This is a genomic window from Hominisplanchenecus murintestinalis (genome assembly GCF_943193015.1).
GTDB classification, from domain to species: domain Bacteria; phylum Bacillota; class Clostridia; order Lachnospirales; family Lachnospiraceae; genus Hominisplanchenecus_A; species Hominisplanchenecus_A murintestinalis.
In genome coordinates this window covers 1-19860 of record NZ_CALPCM010000043.1, presented here as the reverse complement: position 1 = coordinate 19860, position 19860 = coordinate 1, and the positions used below count along the sequence as shown (strand labels likewise).

Below are 19860 nucleotides of genomic sequence, written 5' to 3'. Positions count from 1 at the left end.
GAAACAGCGTGGCAAGTTCTTTTTCGGATCCAAAATAGCAGCGTTGAATTTCCGAAAACTCTTCAATTATGTGAAGGACTTAGGGCATTATGCCCAAAATCTAGTACTTGCATAAAACAAGGCAGGGAATACCCGACATATATGCTCAAATGTTCGGCAATATACTACAAAATATGAATTTTTCAAGGTACTATAGGAATAGGGGCAAATTTATTTATGGTTTTGACCCCAATATCATATATATTTTTTTATATATATAAGGGTTGGAAAAACTTTCATACATTCTTACACCCCTTAAAACCCTTGCCTGTATTGGGTTTTAAAGCAGGCATTTTTACACTTTCTTACACCCTTTAAAAACCCTCATAAACCAGGCTTTTTCTGTATGCCATTCCTGTACTTTCTTACAAATTTTCCTACAAACTTTCTTACACTTTCTTACAACTCAAGCTGTATGTTCCATGGCATTTCCTTAATTATATTTTACTGGCATATCAATTCCCGAAAAAAAAGCATAGTTAAAAATGCTTCCATTTTCAACCATGCCTTTTTCTATCTGTATTTTCAGCCTATGCAAATTGTAATAAAAATCAATATGTCTTTTCCGTAACCACATTCTTATTCATAGCACAGGCTGTATTCCTTTGCATCCGGCTCATCGAACATCTGCTCGTCCAGCATGGACTGCAGTCTGGAGCGTATGTATCTGCATCCCAGGCCGCTTTTTTCAGCATCAGAAGCCAGCTTTCTCTTTGTATCCTTATCCACGGTCAAGGACACATGGTGCGATTGTTCAATCTTCTGTATGGGCGAGGCCGGGCTTTCCATGATGGCTTCAAAATCTTCCGCACCCAGTGCATTAAGGGTAACTATCTGGTTTATGCGCCCCACAATTTCCCGGCGCACATTGCCGTACTGAATCAAATCTTCTTCACTGCATTCGGCAATCCGGCTTTCTTCCCGTTCCGGCTGGCAAAAGCCGATGCTCCCAGATGCTTCCGTCCTCTCCTGAAGCATGCGCTCAAAGCTGCCGCACAATACAAGGGATATGCCGGAGCAGTCAACGGTGATTTTTTTGTTCCGGTCGCCTTCATCCACAAAAGCCAGCGTATCCCCGTCCATGATTTTCAAAAGCTCGTTCTGTATCTTCTGCCCAAAGTCTGTGCCACCGGAGCCAATGGACGGCTCAAACAGCTTGTCCGCTTCGTCAATGACGATAACCAGGCATTCCGCCGTTTCTTTTGTTTCTCCTGTGAAAATATCTTTTATATGGTAACTCCCTTTCCAGCCGTCACATGTAAGCTGCGGCCCGTTGACAATGCGGATGAAGTTAAATTTCTTCGACAGGGTGCGCCATATCTCGGTTTTGCCGCAGCCTGTGGCCCCTGCCATGACGATGTTTCGGCTGTTGCCGTTTAAATGGTGGTACATAAGCATGGAGGCCGCCCGCTTCGCCGCTTCCTGCCCGTATATGTGCTGGTCCAGATAATCATAGATGCTGTGGGGCGTCCAGCCTGCGTCGCCATCAAACGGTGTTGGCCCATCCACTGGCGAAAAGTCTAGGTCTTCATTTATAATTCCTTCATCACATTCACGCTCTTCCGTGTAATAATCAGTCCTTACGGATGCATCCGCCAAAATTCCGGCAATGTCGTCAATTTCCACATCGGAGATATCCGTCTTTGCCAGGGCGTTTAACAGGATTTGTCCAACCGTTTCCGAAGGCTTGTAATGCCAGAACGAAGAAAGCTCTTCTGCATCCGCTTCCTTCCGGTAATACTGGTCATCTGTGAGCTTATCAAATTCCCCGGCGTGCGCACGCGCCTTGAAATCATCCACCGGGTTAGACATATTGGCATGCATACCATTCTTGCCTGCCATTCCTATATATACTTTCCAGAATTGCTTTGCCATATCGTGTGTCATATACAGTCCTCTCCTTTTCCTGTGCAACAGTTGAAAACGCTTCCCGCCCGCAGGCTGGGAAGCGTCATCTGTTAATTGAATGGAAGCTCTTCGTCAATCCCGTCCGGGATATCCATAAATCTGTCATCGTAACTTTCCGCAGCGCCAGAGTCTGGCTGCCCGTTATCGGCTCTTTTCTCCAGAAATTCCTGCCGTTCCACCACAACGTCTGTCGTATAGATTTTCTGCCCTTCCTGGTTGGTATAGCTGCCAGTCTGGATGCGTCCCTCTACGGCCACGCGCATCCCTTTGGCAAGATATTTTTCAGCAAACTCTGCGGTTTTGCCAAATGCGATACAGGGAAGAAAATCCGCCTGCTGCTCCCCGTTTTTCCTGAACGGACGGTTTACTGCCAATGTATATCGGGCAATCGCTGTATTGTTATCGTTCGTAGAGTAACGAATTTCAGGGTCACGGGTAAGTCTTCCAATCAATATAATCTTATTCATGTTTTTCTCCTTTTTGTAAATATTCTCTTTGTAATACAGCCGATTTTGACTGTTTTCTCAAACTTTCTCCCGGTGCGTCAGCACATTTATATTTATGTTGCAAATTTATTACTGTAAATAAAAAACGCCACAACTGTACGGATTTGTATGTTATGGCATTTCATTATTAGGCTGTATTGTTTTGAGCTGAAAAATAGCCGTCCTGCACAGATTAAAACCTGCAGAACAGCTATTTTGCGTTTTAATATTCATGGTTGGAGAGTAACCATTATGCCAGCTGCAGTTCTTTTTCTAATTCAAGCACTTGTTCCAGCGTAAGCCCGGAATACATCGCGATTTTTTCCAACGGCAAATCTCCGTCTTCTATCATTCTCACTGCAGAATCTATTTTTTCCTGTTCCACACCCTGCTCATATTTTTCCTGATAATGCATCTGCAACGTCATATACTCATGACTCCATTCTCCATCCTTTTTGGCAGACTGCGCCGTTTCACCTGGTTTTCCAGTAAAGTCCTTTTTTTTCATAGCATACTCATAATAAAACTTTGCATCATCATTAGTGAAATGAAATTCATCCTGTATTTTCACTATTATGGTATCATCACTTGCATTTATTTTCTTCAAATCTGATATTATTTTGCATAGTTTGTCCATAAAAGCCGTGTACTCATTCATTCTTTTTATAGCTTCTTCTGCTTCTTCAAGGTACACTATTGCACTTTCTTCAGACAATCCCTCTTTTTCCTGTAATATTTTTAAAATTCTTTCTTCTGAAATATTGCATTCTCTGCACGCGCTAATGATGCCATAAATTTTTCCTTCTTCCCTCTTTTCCCTATACCGCATTTCCAATGTCATAATCTCAGCTCCCATCTGCATTCCATTTTTTAGTGAATCATCCACATTGAAAATTTTAAGGCAAAACATTTTGTAATGCTTTGCCCGTGACTTTCCTTTCTAACTGATATGATATTCCTTATAAAGTTCCTGACGGTATCCTTCATCCTGCGACACTCTGACAATATCAGATAGCCTGCCGTCTTCATTTAGTAACATTATCAGGTTGGCCATCTTGTTCTCTCCATATTTTTCTCCTATTTCCCTATTTTCCTGGTCACGCATTAACAATGTCATATACCCATGCCTCCATTCTCTGTTTTTCCGGGCATTTTCCACTGCCTCTTCCAGTTCATCCACGAACGGGTCTGCTGGTTTCTTCCCGGCTACATAATCTAAAAACGCTTTCAGTTCCGGGCTGACATCATTCATAGTTCCTGTATGAAGCAAATTTTAAATATACTTTTTAGCAGCTTCTAAACTCAAATTGAATTTTTCCTGTAGCTTTTCCAATATCACCTGAACAGGTACGTCCATATCTTTCAGTGTAGATACCAGAACAGTAATGCCTTCCTCGCGTCCTTCTTCGCGTCCCCGATTCATTATTGTCTTCGCTTCATATTCTAATATCTTTCCGCCCATAACTGATTGCACTCCTTTCTTTACTGAATCATATTTTACAGCAATGTGCTCCAGAACCTTATTGGACATATCACAAATCGTACATTTTGCATACTCAGTAATATCTCCCTGTTCCATTAGCTTTTCCAGCTTTGTCTTTATCATTGCGTATTCTTGTTTTAACGACTCCAGTTCTGCTCCATTTTTCTCATATTCCTCAAACCTCTTCTCATGGGAAAATATATAGAACGGGATTAAAAACAGAAGCTTCTTATCAAATATCTCTTCTATCGTGTACTGCTGTGACTTCATTAAAGGAATGCCATAAGTAACACCTCCGCCGGGAGTGACCATCTTGATTTTTAACTTATCCGGCGTCGAAGCATTACATCTTAAATACAATACTGCTGAATGCGGGAATGTCACAGTAAGGATATTCCCCTTAATCTCTCCCTCATCAAGCGCAATCTGGGTGTCGTATTCAAACATCCTTACCAACATACTATTATCTGTGCTGCTCTGGCATTCCAAATGGTACTTTTTCGTTTCCGGCCCTACTATTATAAAGCTTGCGTCTGTAATCCGTCCGTCTTCATTTCCGCCTTGCTGGTTCAGAAAATGTTCATTGGAAGAGAAAATAACCTTTTCCTTTCCAGAGTATCTTTCACGAAACACTTCGTTAATCACCGGAATAATCAAGCTGCTGCAGTCATTTAATAATGTACGGAACACATCGTCATACGGCGTATTCGTCAGTTTAACCTCACTCATTGGCATTCTCTCCTTTCCAGCCTTCCCTTACTCTGATTATATCATGTTTTGGCAGCCGCATAAAGAGTTGATTTCTGTATCAGCTGCCATTATGGTATCTTGTATCTCTTATAGTGTGGTTTTGATAATTACAGAAAAATCATACTATATTTATATATAATTTAGCATTGACCGACTTTGTAAGCGGTATTATTCAGAATCATGCCGCAGCAGCCGGAAGCCGGGCGCTAAGCACCCTCTGCTCCCAGTCTGTGATAAATGCCTCAACTTCCGGCGTCATGCTGCAGTTTCCTGTGCCCCGTACCTGTACCGCTTTTTGTCCCTGGACTTCAATCGTATAAAATGGCTTTTCTTCGTCAGAGCTTTTCCGCAGGAACAGTATGACACATTCTTTGTTAGCCGCACGTTCCACATAGCCGCCCACGCAGTGATGCAATGCATGCCCTTCTTTTATAACATCATCCGGCGTATCAGGATACACGATTTTCAAACCGTCTTTCTCAAAATCCAGCTGCCCGGAAAGCTTCTGGTATACAGCGATAAAGTCACATTTTATTTTAGCGTCTTTCCTGTGCTTTATCCGGCGGGCCGCTTTATCGTGGGATTTCTGTAAATCTTTCGGGTACAGGACAAAGCTGTTCTCCATGTCGTATCCCAGCTTATGGCACATATCCAGATAATCCCTGTACTCTGACACCAAATCCTGCATCTCCTCGTACCGCAGCACGCCATGAGGATTTTTCCGCAAACGCAGGAATCCGTATTGATTATCCATGTACCTGATAAATTTATGCACCGTCATATGCTCAAGGATTGGCAGGACGTCCCGGTTTACTTCATGTTCCAGCTGCCACAAGAGCAGTTTTTGTCGGTCTTTCAATCCAACATATCCTTGGAATATCTGCAATGTGGATATATCTACGTTTAATTCCTTTAGGAACTGCACATCTTCGGCTGCTGCTCTCAGTATCCGGTGTGTCCGGTTTTCTGTTTCGTCCAGGCAGTCCGGATGATGGCGGTATGCCAGGTCTGTTACAATTTCATAGAATCCGGTTTTCACCAGATGCTCCAGACGCGGATGCTTTAGATATGCGGCAAGAAATGGCAGCGACTGCATCTGTTCCCGGAAATGGCTGTAATAGCCGTCAATAGGGCAATACTGCCATGCAGTGCCATTTAGTTCGTCTGGAAGATTCCTGGTGTATAAATGGGCGCATGTATCAGCCTCGAAACTATACTGCCATTGGCTGAACAGAGCTGGACGCTCTCCTTTCTTCCAGTCCGTCAGGATTCCGCTGCCATGCTGGTAATAATAGCATTCAGAGTCAATCTTCCCATCGCCGCCATTTTGCCGGATAAACTGCCGGGCATTTTCGTAAATATTTATTTCAGGCGTGTCATCTGTGTATGTGTAATACACTTTTACAATCCGTATCACCAGTTCGCCGTTGCCGACATTCTGGATGACCTGGCAGGTGTCACGGTCTGTCATACAGCATCCACGGCGGGAGCGTGGCTTCATGATAAGCTCATGCTTGCAATGTGGGCAAACTGCTTTGTTCCCCTGCTTTACGCCAGATAATCGTATTTCATGGCCGCATGCAGAGCATACACCGGGAACATCCTTTCCGCCACGCTTATAATCATAGTAAAAATACGCAGGCATGACGGATTTATGAATCCAGCCTTTCAGCCCACGGGGCAGGGCTGGCACGCCAGACATACGGCTGATGATTGTATTTTCACGGATTCTCTGGCGTTCCTGTCTGCGCTTTTCCAGTATGTCATTCTGGGCTTTGAGCAGTGGTTTGAACCCACTGCCGGGACTGCTTTTAAAATACTTGCAGAGGCGCATTTCATCTGCTGCAGAGTAAAAAGCGCACTTATCTTGAAAATCCCAGCTGTATCCTAAATTTATAAATGCCGCTGTGCTCCATGCTGTACTGCCATCTTCCCGGCGTACCAGAGTTATATAATCATCTTTCGTCTGGAAGACTGTACAGCACGGCTGGAAGCTCCCCTGTACAGCCTCTGTGCGGGAATAGACATACAGTATCAGTGTTTTGTGATGGTCAATCATCTTTATTGCCGTACGGATGATATAGTCAATCTGCCCTGCATGGAGAATCCCATTGCCTGGTGCCATTTTTAAATCAGTGTCAGCGAATCTCCGGCATTCTCTTTTATTTAACATTTAAGACACCCCCAGTAAGCTCATTTGCTGGTAATCATTTTTCTTCGGTTCCTGCTTTTTCTCTGTTTCCTTTTTAGCTGCTTTCTTAGACTTTGTAGTCCCTTTGGCTTTGGATGCAGCATTGACATACGGACGTGGAGTGAACTTTTCTTCTTCCACATGGTCTTCCTGTGCGTCCGGGTCATTGAAATAATCAATACTCCATTGATATACTAAATCGTCTGGGACATCGCCACCGTAAACTCCATTTTCCGGCCTGATGTCATTATCTTTCATTTCCTGTTGGAGATAATCTTTTGCCATGCGGTTGATATAATGGAAACAATGAATCATAGATTTGTTCGGATTCATAGTCTGCCGGGCAAATGCAGGGTCTTTGCGGCACAGGTTCTGTATATGCTCAGAAACACATTCTTTCATGTTGCGGCGGGTGAGTTTTTCTGTATCTACACGGACACGTTCTGTGGATGCGGATACTATGTCAGCGTCACTCATGCTCTTAATTTTCTCAAGAGCAGCTTCCCTTTCCTGCTTTTTCGCAAACTGTTTGGCTTCCCACTCTGCCCTGCGTTTTGCCTCAGCTTCTTCATGAGCCTTTCTCTTAGCGTCTTCTGACGCATCCAGAGGCTTTCCTGCTGGGATAGTGCGGTCAGACATATCCATTGTCAGTTCCTTTGCAGGTGGTTCTGATTGTGCCTGTGCAGATGGCAGTTCTTTTGCAGGAGCCTGTGCCTCTGCTTGCGATTTCTTTTCCGGCTGCGGGGATTTATCCTGTCCCGTCTGTACAGTAGGAGCCTTTTCAGTTGGAACAGATTTTTGCGGAATATTAGGCTCCTGTGTCTGGATTGCCGGAGCTTTTGGCTTTACAGGCTGTGAAGCTGCTGATTTTGCCTGCTGTTGCGGAGAAACAGCAGATTTAGGCTGTGAAGCTGTAGCTTTAGGCTGTTGTGGACGGGATGCCGTAGCCGTTCTGGAAGCCTGTGCGCTGCGAAATGGAGCTGTGAATAAATCCAGTCCAGCCATATTAGAATAACTCATATACAATACCTCCCTTTGTACTGATGTGTTGATTGGTTAAATGAAATCCCGCACAGACATTCCGGGCGCATCCCACGGATTGCTTGGGGAATAATCACGCTCTGTACAGGATGAATGCTGTATTTCTTCGTTGTGATATTCAGGCTCCTCATCGAACTCTGGCTCATCTTCCGGATGTTTCAGCATTTCAATCCATTCATCAAGCTGTTTGTCTGTATAATGCTTTTCAGCTTCTGCAATCTGTTCTTCTTTGCTCTGGCATCGGTTTACCCGACGGAGCAGAAGGACAGCTTTTAAAATCTTTAATTTCCTTTCCATATGAATCTCCATTCCCTGCCTGTACTCTGGCAGAATATTATTATTAAGGCACCCGTAGCCCCCAAATGGGGGCTATTGATGTCCATAAAGCATAGTATTACGCTGCACTCCCGGATTGGGATACACCGCCGATGTTAAGCTCTGCATCCAGCTCTGCCAGACGTGCGGACTTAACGCGCAACTCTTCTTCGTACTGGAACGGCTTATTGATTTCTGATTTAGCGGCTTCCTGCTGCTGGAGCAGGTTTGCCAGAGTTGTTTCATAATCTTCCAGACGTTCCGGGATTTTGTCCAGTGCATTGTCAATTCGTATCAGATTGCCGCGAGCATCCGTTCCCAACTCAACATTGTAGGCAATGGCTCCTTTCAGGCTCAGTTTGTGGGTGAATCCGGTGAATTTGACGTATAAGCCAAATCCCCGGTAACTGCCAATGGTTACTGGCTCTTCACTTGTCACATCCTGTATGGCATCCATCAGGGCTGTCCCAGCATCCGTCTTGTCTGTATAGGCTGCGCCCAGTATCTCCATCCCGGCAAATCCTTCTGCTGGGCGGGGATGCTGGCTTAAAGTCTGTATATCGGCTGTTAAGCCAGCAATAAAGCCTTGCGCCTGTTGAATCTGCTCCGGGAAATGTTTTAACACATTGTCTTCCAGACGGTATTGTTTGCTCTGGTGGTCGGCTTTCATAATCTTCAAACGCGACACTTCCACGTCCAAATCCATACGTTCTTTAATGCGTGGGTCGCCAGCGCACAATGCTTTTATCTCAGCGAATGAGAGTGTAGCTTCGTCCACGTCTTCACAGCTTCGTACAGGGGATTTGCTGGTCATAATCTGGCTGATGAACTTTTGTTTATTTTCCACCGTCTGCCAGAGGTACGCATCGAATGTCGCGTTTGTCACATACCGGAACACATGCACTTTCGCGTTTCGGTTGCCCCTGCGTTCGATTCTGCCTTTTCTTTGAATCAGGTCACGGGGGCGCCAGGGGCAATCCAAATCATGTAAAGCTATGAGCCTGTCCTGTACGTTGGTCCCGGCGCCCATCTTCTGGGTGGAGCCGATTAAGACACGCACCTGTCCGGAGCGGACTTTTGCGAACAGCTCTTTCTTTTGTATGTCGGTCTTGGCACTATGTATAAAGGTAACCTGTTCTGGAGCCATGCCGCCAGAAATCAGTTTTCTTCGGATGTCGTCATAGATATTTGTAAACGGAGCATCTTCAGAACCGTCATTTGGTTTTCCAGATGGCGTCGCAATGTCGCAGAACACCAGCTGCGTTAGTTTTTCTGAATCGCCTTCTTTCCATATCTTTAAAATATTTGCCACGCATTTATTCACTTTCGTTTCCGGCTCGTCCGGCAGCATGGGGTTAATAATTCTTTGGTCAAGCCCCAGCTTCCGCCCGTCTGATGTGATACGCAACATATTATCAATATGCGGGTCGATTCCGCCGTGGACTTTCTCTGCACGTTTAGACAGTGCTTTGACCATGGTCTGCTGAAACTCTGTTGGCTCTGATACGATATTGTGGTATTCCACTTCCGGCGTAGGCAGGTTAAGCTGGTCTGCAGTTTTTATATCCGCAATTTCTTTGAACATATTCATTAGTTCCGGCAGGTTGAAGAACTTGGCAAAACGTGTACGTGCCCTGTATCCAGTGCCTTCCGGAGCCAATTCCAGGGCGGTGGTGGTTTCTCCAAACCTTGAAGCCCAGCTGTCAAACTGCCCCATGCCCATCTCCTGCAGGCGGTCGTATTGCAGGTATCTCTGGATAGAATACATTTCCGTCATACTGTTGCTGATAGGGGTTCCGGTGGCGAACACAATGCCCCTGCCGCCCGTGATTTCATCCAGATAACGGCATTTTGCAAACATATCGGAGCTTTTCTGTGCATCTGCCGTAGACAGGCCAGCCACGTTGCGCATTTTGGTGTATAAGAACAAATTTTTGTACAGGTCCGATTCGTCCACGAACATCATGTCAACGCCGAGTTCTTCAAACGTGACCACATCGTCCTTGCGTCCATTTGCCTGTAACTTTTCAAGCCGCACTTCCAGGCTTTTCTTGGTACGCTCCAGCTGCTTAATGGTAAAGCGTTCTCCATGGCTGGCTTTCACTTCCCGGATGCCGTCTGTAATTTCGTCAATCTGTTCCCGTATCAAGCGTTCCTGGCGTTCCATGCTTATCGGGATACGCTCAAATTGTGAATGCCCGATGATGACTGCATCAATGTCGCTTGTGGCTATACGGGCGCAGAATTTCTTACGGTTACGGGTTTCAAAATCCATTTTAGTTGTGACCAGAATATTCGCAGCTGGGTACAGCCTTAAGAATTCAGCCGCAGTCTGCTCTGTAAGATGATTCGGGACGACGAATATTGACTTATGACACAGCCCAAGGCGTTTGCTCTCCATAGCGGCGGCAATCATTTCAAATGTTTTCCCAGCCCCCACTTCATGCGCAAGCAGAGTATTCCCGCCATACAGCACATGTGCAATCGCATTGACCTGATGGGGCTGGAGTTTTATTTCCGGGTTGATGCCTGAGAATACGATATGGGAGCCGTCATACTCACGCGGGCGGGTATTGTTCATGGTTTCGTTATAGTGATGGACAAGCATCTGGCGGCGTTCCGGCTCCTTGAATATCCAGTCTTTGAATGCATCTTTTAAAGCCTGCTGTTTCTGCTGGGCAAGGGTTGTCTGTTTTGCGTTCAGGACACGTTTTTCCTTTCCGTCTGCGTCTTCTACAGTATCGTAAATACGCACATCGCGGAGATTTAAGGAATCTTCAAGGATTTTATATGCATTTGCCCGGTCAGTACCATATGTCGTGTATGCTGCGACATCGTTATCCCGAACGGCGTTCTTGCTGGTGATACTCCACTCCGCTGTAAATGTTGAGTAATTTACTGTGATTCTATTACGCAGGTAAGCAGGTGTGTTCAGGGTTTCATACATGAATTGCTGGACATAAGATTTATCAATCCATGTCGCGCCCAGACGTACTTCAATCTCAGATGCGTCAAGGTCTTTTGGCTGTGCAGCTTTCAGAGCCTTGACGTTAATTTTATACGCCGGGTCTGTGGACATTGCTTTTTGTGCCTGCCGCAGCTTTTTACGGACATTGCCAGACAGATATTCGTCTGCTGTCTGCCAAATATTATTCGTTGGGTCTTTATAGATTACGCCCTGTAATTCCCGAATCAGCTCGGATTCACTTTTTCCGGTCAGCTGTGACATAAACAGCAAATCCACTTTGGCGCGTTCTCCAATGGATACAACCAGAGCTTCCGATGCCGTGTCTACGCTGGTGATTGTCTTATGCTGTTTGATAGTGCGTTTCGTAAACATATCCGCTTTGCGTTCCAGCCTGCCGTCTTCATCCAAGATTTCCAAGGAGCAGAGCAGATAATAGCTTGAATCCCGCTCAAACGCCAGACGGTTCGCACGGCTGTTAATCAGGCCGTATTTACGGGTGTAAGCGTCGTATAACTGGTTTAACTCTGCCTGCTTTGCCGTGATGGCGCTGTCAGGCGTGTATTCGTCCATCTGCAGGGCAATCAGCCTGTGTACGCAGTCACGCAGTTTTATCATGCCTTTGACACGTTGCTCGGCTGTTGCGTTCAGCTCGGCTTTCTTCATCATAGAATTCTCACGGTAGTACACTTCGCCGTCTACCAGAGTGAAAGAATAGTTCTTCACGCTGTCGTCAGCCGGGAGCGTGTCTGCCGGAGTGCTTTTATCCGGTTCTGCTGGCACGGCTTTCTGGTAGGTCCCACGAATAAATTCCATTGCCTTTTGGAGCTGTGTGGCAAGGCCAACGTCTGGAACAGGAACAACTGTATAATCCTGCCTGCCATACTGTGTGCTTTCTGATGAAGGCGTTCCCAGAACCATTTCGGGATGATTGAGGAAATAATTATTGATAATAAATCCATCTGCATTCTCTTCAGTATGTACCCAATCTGGGATTTCGTCTGCTGGGGTATCGCGTTTCTGTAAGAACAGGATGTCAGACACCACTTCTGTATTAGCGTTCGCTTTAAAGGCGTTGTCAGGCAGACGGACAGCCCCAAGCAGGTCCGCTTTTGTAGCCAGATATTCCCTTACGTCTGTATCCTTGGAATCCATTGTGTAACGGGTGGTGATAAACGCCAGGATGCCGCCGGGACGCACTTTATCAAGGGACTTAGCCAGGAAGTAATTATGAATAGAAAAGCCCAGCTTGTTGTATTCCAGGTCGTTGACCTGATACTGCCCGAATGGCACGTTGCCAATGGCAATGTCAAAGAAATCATCCGGGAAGCCTGCCTTTTCATAGCCAGTAATATCAATCCGGGCATTGGGGTACAGCAGCTTTGCAATGCGTCCGCTGATGCCATCCAGCTCCACGCCGTACAGCTTAGATTTGGACATTTCTTCTGGCAATAAGCCGAAGAAGTTTCCGACGCCGCAGGCAGGCTCCAGAATATTGCCGTATGTAAAGCCTATACTGCCGACAGCCTGATACATTGCCTTAATAACAACCGGGTTGGTGTAATGGGCATTCAGGACAGATGCTTTGGCAGATGTGTATTCTTCCGATGTCAGTATATCCTTAAGCTCCTGATATTCCTTTTCCCAGCCAGTCTTGTCCGGCTCGAATGCATCCGGGACACCGCCCCAGCCGACATATTTAGATAAAATCTGCTGTTCATCAAACGTGGCAGTGCGGCCTTCGGATTCGATTTGCTTCAATACAGTGATGGCTTTTATATTCATTTGGAACTTGGCTTTGGGTCCACCCTCGCCCAGACGGTCATCTGTGATTGTAAAATTACAGGGTACAGGAACAGATACTTCCCGTGCGTCGGATGTGTCCTGAACGACTTCTGTTTCCGTGAAAACTGGCTCTTCTGTATCCGGCGTAGACTGCTTCGCGTTGCGTGAATCATGCTGCAGCATATCATTCAAACGGTCTTTGCTTTCCACGCGGAAGATTGGGTATCGTTGCGACGGGTCACGCAGCTGCACATCATACATGTCAATTTTCGTAATCTCGTAGGCCGTATCTTCCAGATACACGGTATCGCCCACCTGATAATTTACAGGCTGTGGCTCCTGACTGGCATGTTCGGATTCCGGGTTATCTTGAATGCTGTTTTCTGTATCTGTTACTTCAGCAGTGGCAGGCTCTGGCTCCTTTGTAGCATCTTCCTGAGTGGCTTCAGCAGTGGCAAGCTCCGGTTCTTTTGTAGCATCTTCCTGAACAGCATCTGCTTTGGCTTCATCTGGTTCCTGTGCAGGAGCCGTTGATGGCTGCACATCACTGGCATTACCCTGCGGCTGTACAGGCTGAGAGATGTATTGAACTGTCGATATCTGATGTTCGTGGTTATAGATAGTGACCGCAATCGTTCTGAGCATCTGCTCGCTGTATTCACTGACGGCAGCACCGAGAACCTTGATGATTCTTTGTGTGTTAAAGTCTGGGATATACTGAAAATCTTTGCTTTTTAGATATTTCTCTGGCTGAAAGCCGCATCTGGCAAGGAGTACATAGGAAATGCTTGCCGCAGCAGTCAGCCGGAATTCCACACTGACCTCCGGCTCTTCCAACTCTTCCAAAAAGCTCCCTTCACACTCATACATAATGTCTTTATGAAAGTTCTCCCAGTATCCGTTTGCCATATTTACGGCAATCATCTCAAGCTGATACACAAGGCCTTTCTCCCCGGACACGCCGAACTGTTCTTCCAGAGCCTTTGTGACAATGCCACGGTATTCTTGTTTGTACCGCCACTGGAAAAGGCTGGCCGAATTTCTCTTTAATTCCGTATCCCCGATGTCAAAGACGTAACGTATCTTAGGGTAGCCGTTACGGACAGTGACAAGACCAATCCCCTTAGAGCCACGTCGGATATGCCGGTTCATCCGCCTGGTCCATAAGTCAAACTCAGCGCATGCCGTAGCTTTTGGACGCTGGGAATGAATCATCAGCTGGTCAGGAAATGTATAGCGGTACACATTAGATACCGTATTTAAGAAGCCAACCCAGTTCTGGGGATTTTTCGTAACCTGTGCCGCTGTCTGTCCTGCAAGCTGTATGTAGTTCTGTAATTTTGTAGCCATTAGATAGCCCTCCTTTTATCGTTATGCCCAGAGTTGCCGGGCAATTAGATTTCCTGCATACGCACCCGCTCTTTTTTGCCGCAGGCAGAAAAAATTTAAGCTGCCTACAGTATGCAGACAGCTTAATGATGGCGGTATATGGGTAGCAAATATTATAGAGGGACTTTTTACGTGTGCATCGAGTAATATGCGGTTTTCATATCTTCCTGACCGTGTAGGATTATCCCGCCGCATATGCAAGAGTCCTTTTCATTCAAAATGGCATCCCTTGTTCACAAATTACTTTGTATTTAATGTCATATTTCCCATTTCCATTCTTCATAATATTTTCGATGGGTTTCATCACACCACTGCTCATAAATTTTAGCAGTCTTGGCAACTTGAAAAACGGAATAAACCCCACCTCCCAATTCATTTCTATCCTCCTCTTGTATATAAAATTGATACTCTTCCTTAATTTCTTCATCAGTAAAATCTTCAAAATGTTCCTTAAAATAAATCTCAAATTCTTCTCTATCCTCTTTATCCTTGAATATCAGTATTTGATTTCTGTTTGCCTCCCGACTAGAAATGTTACATTTCCCATGAGTAAAAATCTTCAAAAGTTTTCCTTCGATTTTGCTCAAGTCATAATAAGTATACCAATAATCCGTTTTGAATTTCGGCACAGTATCTTTTGCCTCTGGCAAATATCTCCTATACTCATCAAAACTCCACATATTTGTTTCATAAATGATAGTATTATGATAGAGAATATTTAACTTTGCCCAATAAAAAACTGGATGTGCATAAAATGCCGTAGCCGGAACCCATCCCTGCCGAAAATCATTCTCCAATTCCATACGAAACTCTGGAAAATCCATATGATATGCATACTTTTTATTTCCCCAGTCAAACTGCCACCGTTCATATTCCTCCAGACGCATATTCAACCTCTGCATTATAGATAACTCCAATCCAAATCGCTTTTTCCAAAGGTGCTCTATACAAGAATATGGCGCAGCCTCACTTGTGCCTGCTTTTCTATCATTCAATCTTACATATATCTCGCCATGAATAACTTTCTTTTCTCCATCAACAAAATCATTTTCAATGTAATATGGCGTATGATTTGTATTGAATACCGTCAATACATCAACCTCGTGTCCTTCTAATATAATTGTCTGCAAATCAATCTCTGGAACATACACAGAAAAGTGTTTTCCAGATAAAAATTGTGATAACTGATTTAATCTTAGTCTATGGGTATCCTTTTCTACTCCGACTACTTTCATTGTATAATCTTCAATTCCATAAATTATATAGGAATCCCTATCCTCCTGATTATTAGCCATACAGATTATATCCAATAACAGTTCTGCCTTATTTGATGAATAGGTTTTCTTAAAATCCCAATAAGAACCTTCCCTACCTAATTCTCTAAGTTTCTGCACAAGGATTGTTAAATCCTCTGAATTATTATTATTTGTTGCAAATATAGTATATCATGTTACAATGTGTATTAAAAGAACACTATTTAACATAAAATCGGAGGAAATGTATGGATAAGCGTATTTTTGCTACACGTTTTAAGGAGTGTTATAAGGAAAAAGGATATACTCAAGAAGATGTTGCAGAAAAGCTAGGGATTTCTCTTAATGGATTGAAAAATTATTTGCGAACCAAAAATGAAAAACTCCCACCTCTTGATTTATTAAAAAGAATTGCAGAATTGCTAGATGTAGATACTGCATATCTGTTAGGTGAAATAGACTGCAAAAAAATTCACAGCAAGCAATATATGATATTACTGGCTTAACCAAAGAAAGCGCATCTATTATAAGTAAACAGTCAAACAATTATAGTGCTATGTTTTGTTCCTTTATCAACCATCTTGCACCTACCATTTACTTAAAAGACTTATGTGATTTAGTTTTTGAATTTGAGTTTATGGATAATGAGACCGTTACAATCGAAAGCAAAAGAGATAATAAAAAACAATATTACAGTTCTGCCTTTGCAGAACGAAAAGTTTTAAAAGCTAAAATTATAGACTTATTTGACAAAATACTTGATGAAATATTTGACACATCACATAATTTGGATGAAGAAGCAGGTTTTGAAATGTATTGTCAATTATTAGAAATGATAGATAATGAAGAATATAAATATTTTCGCAATTATGAATTACTATATAAAGAAATAAGTTATCGCTTAGAAGAAATTAGGTGCATAAATCCATATGAATTTATATTATCCTTTACTCCTAATCAAATTGTCCACGAAAAAAGATACGCTCTAAAAAATACATATTTAGAAAACAGAAAAATCAAGGACTAACTCATTAATACCTCCCAAAATACTCCATTTATTTCCTTCGCTCTGAAACAAAAGGGAGAGGATGCATGCTCAATATCCTTTTTTACATGTGCATCAAGTAATATGCGGTTTCCATGTCCTCCTGTCCGTGGAAGATTATCCCGCCGCAAATCCCGGTTTCCCTGAAGAAAAAGCTGTACGGCATAAAGTCATCGTAAATCTCAATTTCTTCAGAGTTTCCCCATCTGAACTGGTCACGCAGGAACCGGATAAGTTTACGCCGGATGACGCCGTTTCCCAAAGCTGCATGTAAGTTCTTCCTGCTTTTGAATACAATCCTTGCCTGCGTCGCGGAATTATCCACCGAAAGTACTTTCCATACGATAGGCCCACTTTCTGATACGCTTTCGTGCAGATGTTCCACCATTTCATCATAGGGCAGGATAATGGTATCCTGATAGCCGGAAAGGCTATTCTTATCGCCTCCAAGCCAGGTGAACGCAATCTCTAAGGTTCCCGCATAGGTGTCCCGGCGCAGTACGGCAAAAGAATGGATATCACAGGCGATAACCTCCGGCTTATGCTCCAGCTCTTCCAGCTTATTCCGGGAGATATAGAATCTGTGCGGGGATTTTTTGGAACGGCTGACCGTCCGCAGGCCAACATAATCCTCCCTGAATATCATATACACAAGGGTTCTCCTTTTCATAATAGCAATGCCTCCTTTTTTTAATGCTCCCGCAGCCGCAGGGCTGTTATAATCACAAACCGTTTTCATATTACTTTATACAAATAAAAAAGCAGGATTTCCGATTCATTTTTCAAACATACAGAAGAGGGATTCCTTACAGAACCATACAGAAGAAAATGTAAGAAAGTATGAAAGTTTGTAAGACTCTTAAAACATACTTTCATACGCCAAAAAGCCTTATAAATCAAGGGAAACACACTCTTGTAAGAATGTATGAAAGTTTTTTAAGTCAATTATAGAAAAAAATATGTAAGTGTATCATATATGTGTATATGTATATTTTTTATATATATAAGGGTTGGAAAAACTTTCATACATTCTTACGCCCTTTAAAACCCTTGCCTGTATTGGGTTTTAAAGCAGGCATTTCTACACTTTCTTACACCCGCTAAAAACCCTCATATACCAGGCTTTTTCTGTATGCCATTCCTGTACTTTCTTACAAATTCTCTTACAAACTTTCTTACACTTTATCCAGAATCTCCGCTGTAATAAAACCCGTCCATTACCTTTTCACAGTCTTCTTTGCTCTGTAAGCCATAATGCCCATGGTTCAGGCTTTTCAGCTTCTGGTTCCAGCATGTCCAGACAGCGTATGTGCCATCGTCTTTTTCAGCTGCTACCATGTAAAGATGTGAATCGTCAGGATGGTACGATTTCTTTCTGATTTTCAGAACAGTGTACTTGGGAAGGTTCTCTTTGAAGTAAATCGTCACCTGTTCCATAACTTCTAATAATCCGGTCTTCATATTTGTTTTTCGCCTCCTTCCCGGATTTCCACAAAATTATACAGTTCCAGATTTTCATACACCCATGAATCCGCCGGGTACTCCCCTGCAAGTCCCGCCCCTATGCACTGCCAGTCTGGAGGACAGTTATGGGCGGATGCAAACTCGTCCAGAATGTCTTTCGCCCAGCGGATTAAATCAAAATTTCTTTCATCGTCTGCCTGTGTAATTATCTCCCTGATTGTTTGTTCCATACGTCAGCTCCTTTCGTTACAGTCAGAACATAAACCGTTTCTTTCCATCACTGCAAACCGCTTTCATAAAGAGCAGTTTGCCATTTTCCTTTGCATTTCTGATAACAGTTTCCGCCTGCTCCAATACCGGGGTTTTACCGTAGTATCTGCCGCTGTCTGTTGGGCATTGCGGAAACTCATAGACTTCATAATATAAAATCTTGTAATCTGCCATTCCTGGCCGCTCCTTTCGCTATATTCCTGACTTTAGAATCTATTTTCTTGCGCCTTTTATATCCATGATATAGCATCCAGTCTGCGGAGAACGGTATATATCCGATATGTGTTCAACGGCAATCTTCCCGCTGACATATTCCTTTGCCTTTTCCAGCCCCATTACCCATATGTGGTACTCTCCGTTCTTATGGATGCAGACGGCCTCGTCGTGTTCCCACCACATCAGCTTGTAATGCTCTTTTCTGCCCTTCATGTCCTCCAGTGACCGGACATGGAGCGTCTGCATTCTCTTTCCCGCATCCTTTCCCATGTAGATGCCGAAATCATCGGAAATGCATCTTTTTACCATATGGCCGCATTTATGCAGTGAGTCACACACCAGCGTGTGCCCTGATTCTCCCCAGCTCCATGAAACGGGCTTCCTCCCGTCACGGAACATGGTGCAGGTATGGCTGCTCCCCTTCGTCAGCCTGAACATGGTTTCGTCCCCGTCAAAGCATCCCAGACGTATAAGCTGCATCCCTGCGCCCTTCTTCACTTTCAATACCACGCATTCCATGTTGTTTTCCACTACTTCCACTAAATCACATAATTCCGCCATGATTGACTTCCCCTTTCATCTGATATATTTTCTGGCAGCAAAAAAGAGCCTGTTTTTACGACTGGCTCTAAAGTCGTTTTTTAAGGGCATATGGCATATATTATTCTTCAGCTTCAACACCCCTTATCAGCCCCAGTGAAACGAGTATGATGACCGTATCCTTAATGCCACACATATACGAAATATCGGCATAACGGTGATTGACTGTTGTTGCACACGCCATATAATCATTGATTACCTTTCTCTGTACTTTGGTTAAGTCAAGGTTTTCATAACGCTGTGCCAGTTCATTTTCATCTTTGATGTCATTCAGATAGATTTCATCTGCCCAGGCTAACGCATCCCTGCTCCTGTCCATGAAATTCCCCATGCCTTTTTCAATTAAATCCTGTATCAACTTATTCATTTGCCTCTCCTTCCTGTATTATATTTCAAAAAATGCACCCGAATATTTTATTGTTGTTAATGGGGGAAGTATTTACGGAGAAATCCAAAGAGTAGAAAAAAGCAGATTGCTGTTCAGCGTGAGATATGCTATAATCTGTGCCAGAGCAGCCGTGTTACAAGGTGGTAGCCTCCCTCACTTCACAGAAGACGGGAGGTGATGCATATGAGTACATACGAGGTAGTGTAAATAAGTTTGTGTTTTTGGAAATAAATGGCTCCTTTTTGGTAAGAATTAGGATATGGAAATTCTTAT

At 43.8% G+C, this 19860-nt stretch carries 17 protein-coding genes and 1 pseudogene; 2 read left to right on the top strand and 16 right to left on the bottom strand.

The window, feature by feature from the left end:
* Positions 1-618: 618 nt before the first annotated feature.
* From NFR99_RS12395 to NFR99_RS12350, 10 genes and pseudogenes are all read right to left on the bottom strand, one after another.
* Complete coding sequence (locus tag NFR99_RS12395; RefSeq protein ID WP_251353774.1) at positions 619-1926, bottom strand: AAA family ATPase; 1308 nt, start codon at positions 1924-1926, stop codon at positions 619-621.
* A gap of 71 nt (positions 1927-1997) precedes the next feature.
* A complete protein-coding gene (locus NFR99_RS12390) occupies positions 1998-2414 on the bottom strand; it encodes a single-stranded DNA-binding protein (protein WP_251353773.1) in 417 nt (138 codons plus the stop codon).
* Positions 2415-2682: 268 nt separating this feature from the next.
* Positions 2683-3273, bottom strand: coding sequence for a hypothetical protein (locus NFR99_RS12385; protein WP_251353772.1), 591 nt, complete (start codon positions 3271-3273; stop codon positions 2683-2685).
* Between the two features lie 99 nt (positions 3274-3372).
* Positions 3373-3684 (bottom strand): hypothetical protein, encoded by a 312-nt coding sequence (locus NFR99_RS12380; RefSeq protein ID WP_251353771.1) that lies wholly within the window; start codon positions 3682-3684, stop codon positions 3373-3375.
* Positions 3685-3705: 21 nt separating this feature from the next.
* Positions 3706-4644, bottom strand: coding sequence for a hypothetical protein (locus NFR99_RS12375; protein WP_016213404.1), 939 nt, complete (start codon positions 4642-4644; stop codon positions 3706-3708).
* A 199-nt stretch (positions 4645-4843) separates the two neighbouring features.
* Positions 4844-6838, bottom strand: coding sequence for a PcfJ domain-containing protein (locus tag NFR99_RS12370; RefSeq protein WP_251353770.1), 1995 nt, complete (start codon positions 6836-6838; stop codon positions 4844-4846).
* Positions 6839-7876: a Cas9 inhibitor AcrIIA9 family protein gene (locus NFR99_RS12365; protein WP_251353769.1), complete on the bottom strand. Its 1038-nt coding sequence runs from the start codon at positions 7874-7876 to the stop codon at positions 6839-6841.
* 36 nt (positions 7877-7912) lie between these two features.
* Positions 7913-8194 carry a hypothetical protein gene (locus tag NFR99_RS12360; protein ID WP_251353768.1) on the bottom strand — a complete coding sequence of 94 codons (282 nt, stop codon included), beginning with the start codon at positions 8192-8194 and terminating at the stop codon, positions 7913-7915.
* Positions 8195-8291: 97 nt separating this feature from the next.
* Positions 8292-13019: pseudogene (locus NFR99_RS12355) on the bottom strand (helicase-related protein); the annotation flags it as partial.
* A 1589-nt stretch (positions 13020-14608) separates the two neighbouring features.
* Positions 14609-15745, bottom strand: a complete 1137-nt coding sequence (locus NFR99_RS12350) for an ATP-binding protein (protein ID WP_251353766.1) — start codon at positions 15743-15745, stop codon at positions 14609-14611.
* Between the two features lie 107 nt (positions 15746-15852).
* Between NFR99_RS12350 and NFR99_RS12345 the strand changes: the two genes are divergently transcribed.
* Together NFR99_RS12345 and NFR99_RS12340 are read left to right on the top strand one after the other, a co-directional pair.
* Positions 15853-16110 carry a helix-turn-helix domain-containing protein gene (locus tag NFR99_RS12345; RefSeq protein ID WP_251353765.1) on the top strand — a complete coding sequence of 86 codons (258 nt, stop codon included), beginning with the start codon at positions 15853-15855 and terminating at the stop codon, positions 16108-16110.
* A 131-nt stretch (positions 16111-16241) separates the two neighbouring features.
* Positions 16242-16631: a hypothetical protein gene (locus tag NFR99_RS12340; RefSeq protein WP_251353764.1), complete on the top strand. Its 390-nt coding sequence runs from the start codon at positions 16242-16244 to the stop codon at positions 16629-16631.
* Positions 16632-16713: 82 nt separating this feature from the next.
* Here NFR99_RS12340 and NFR99_RS12335 read toward each other — a convergent pair whose 3' ends face one another.
* From NFR99_RS12335 to NFR99_RS12310, 6 genes are all read right to left on the bottom strand, one after another.
* Positions 16714-17319, bottom strand: a complete 606-nt coding sequence (locus tag NFR99_RS12335; RefSeq protein ID WP_251353763.1) for a DUF4120 domain-containing protein — start codon at positions 17317-17319, stop codon at positions 16714-16716.
* Positions 17320-17831: 512 nt separating this feature from the next.
* Positions 17832-18110: a hypothetical protein gene (locus tag NFR99_RS12330; protein ID WP_251353762.1), complete on the bottom strand. Its 279-nt coding sequence runs from the start codon at positions 18108-18110 to the stop codon at positions 17832-17834.
* A complete protein-coding gene (locus tag NFR99_RS12325; protein ID WP_251353761.1) occupies positions 18107-18343 on the bottom strand; it encodes a hypothetical protein in 237 nt (78 codons plus the stop codon). Before NFR99_RS12325 ends, NFR99_RS12330 begins: the two co-directional genes overlap by 4 nt.
* Positions 18344-18365: 22 nt before the next feature.
* Positions 18366-18557, bottom strand: a complete 192-nt coding sequence (locus tag NFR99_RS12320; protein ID WP_251353760.1) for a hypothetical protein — start codon at positions 18555-18557, stop codon at positions 18366-18368.
* Between the two features lie 39 nt (positions 18558-18596).
* A complete protein-coding gene (locus tag NFR99_RS12315) occupies positions 18597-19160 on the bottom strand; it encodes a hypothetical protein (protein ID WP_251353759.1) in 564 nt (187 codons plus the stop codon).
* A gap of 100 nt (positions 19161-19260) precedes the next feature.
* On the bottom strand, positions 19261-19566 hold the full coding sequence (locus NFR99_RS12310) for a hypothetical protein (RefSeq protein ID WP_251353758.1): 306 nt from the start codon (positions 19564-19566) through the stop codon (positions 19261-19263).
* Positions 19567-19860: the final 294 nt, after the last annotated feature.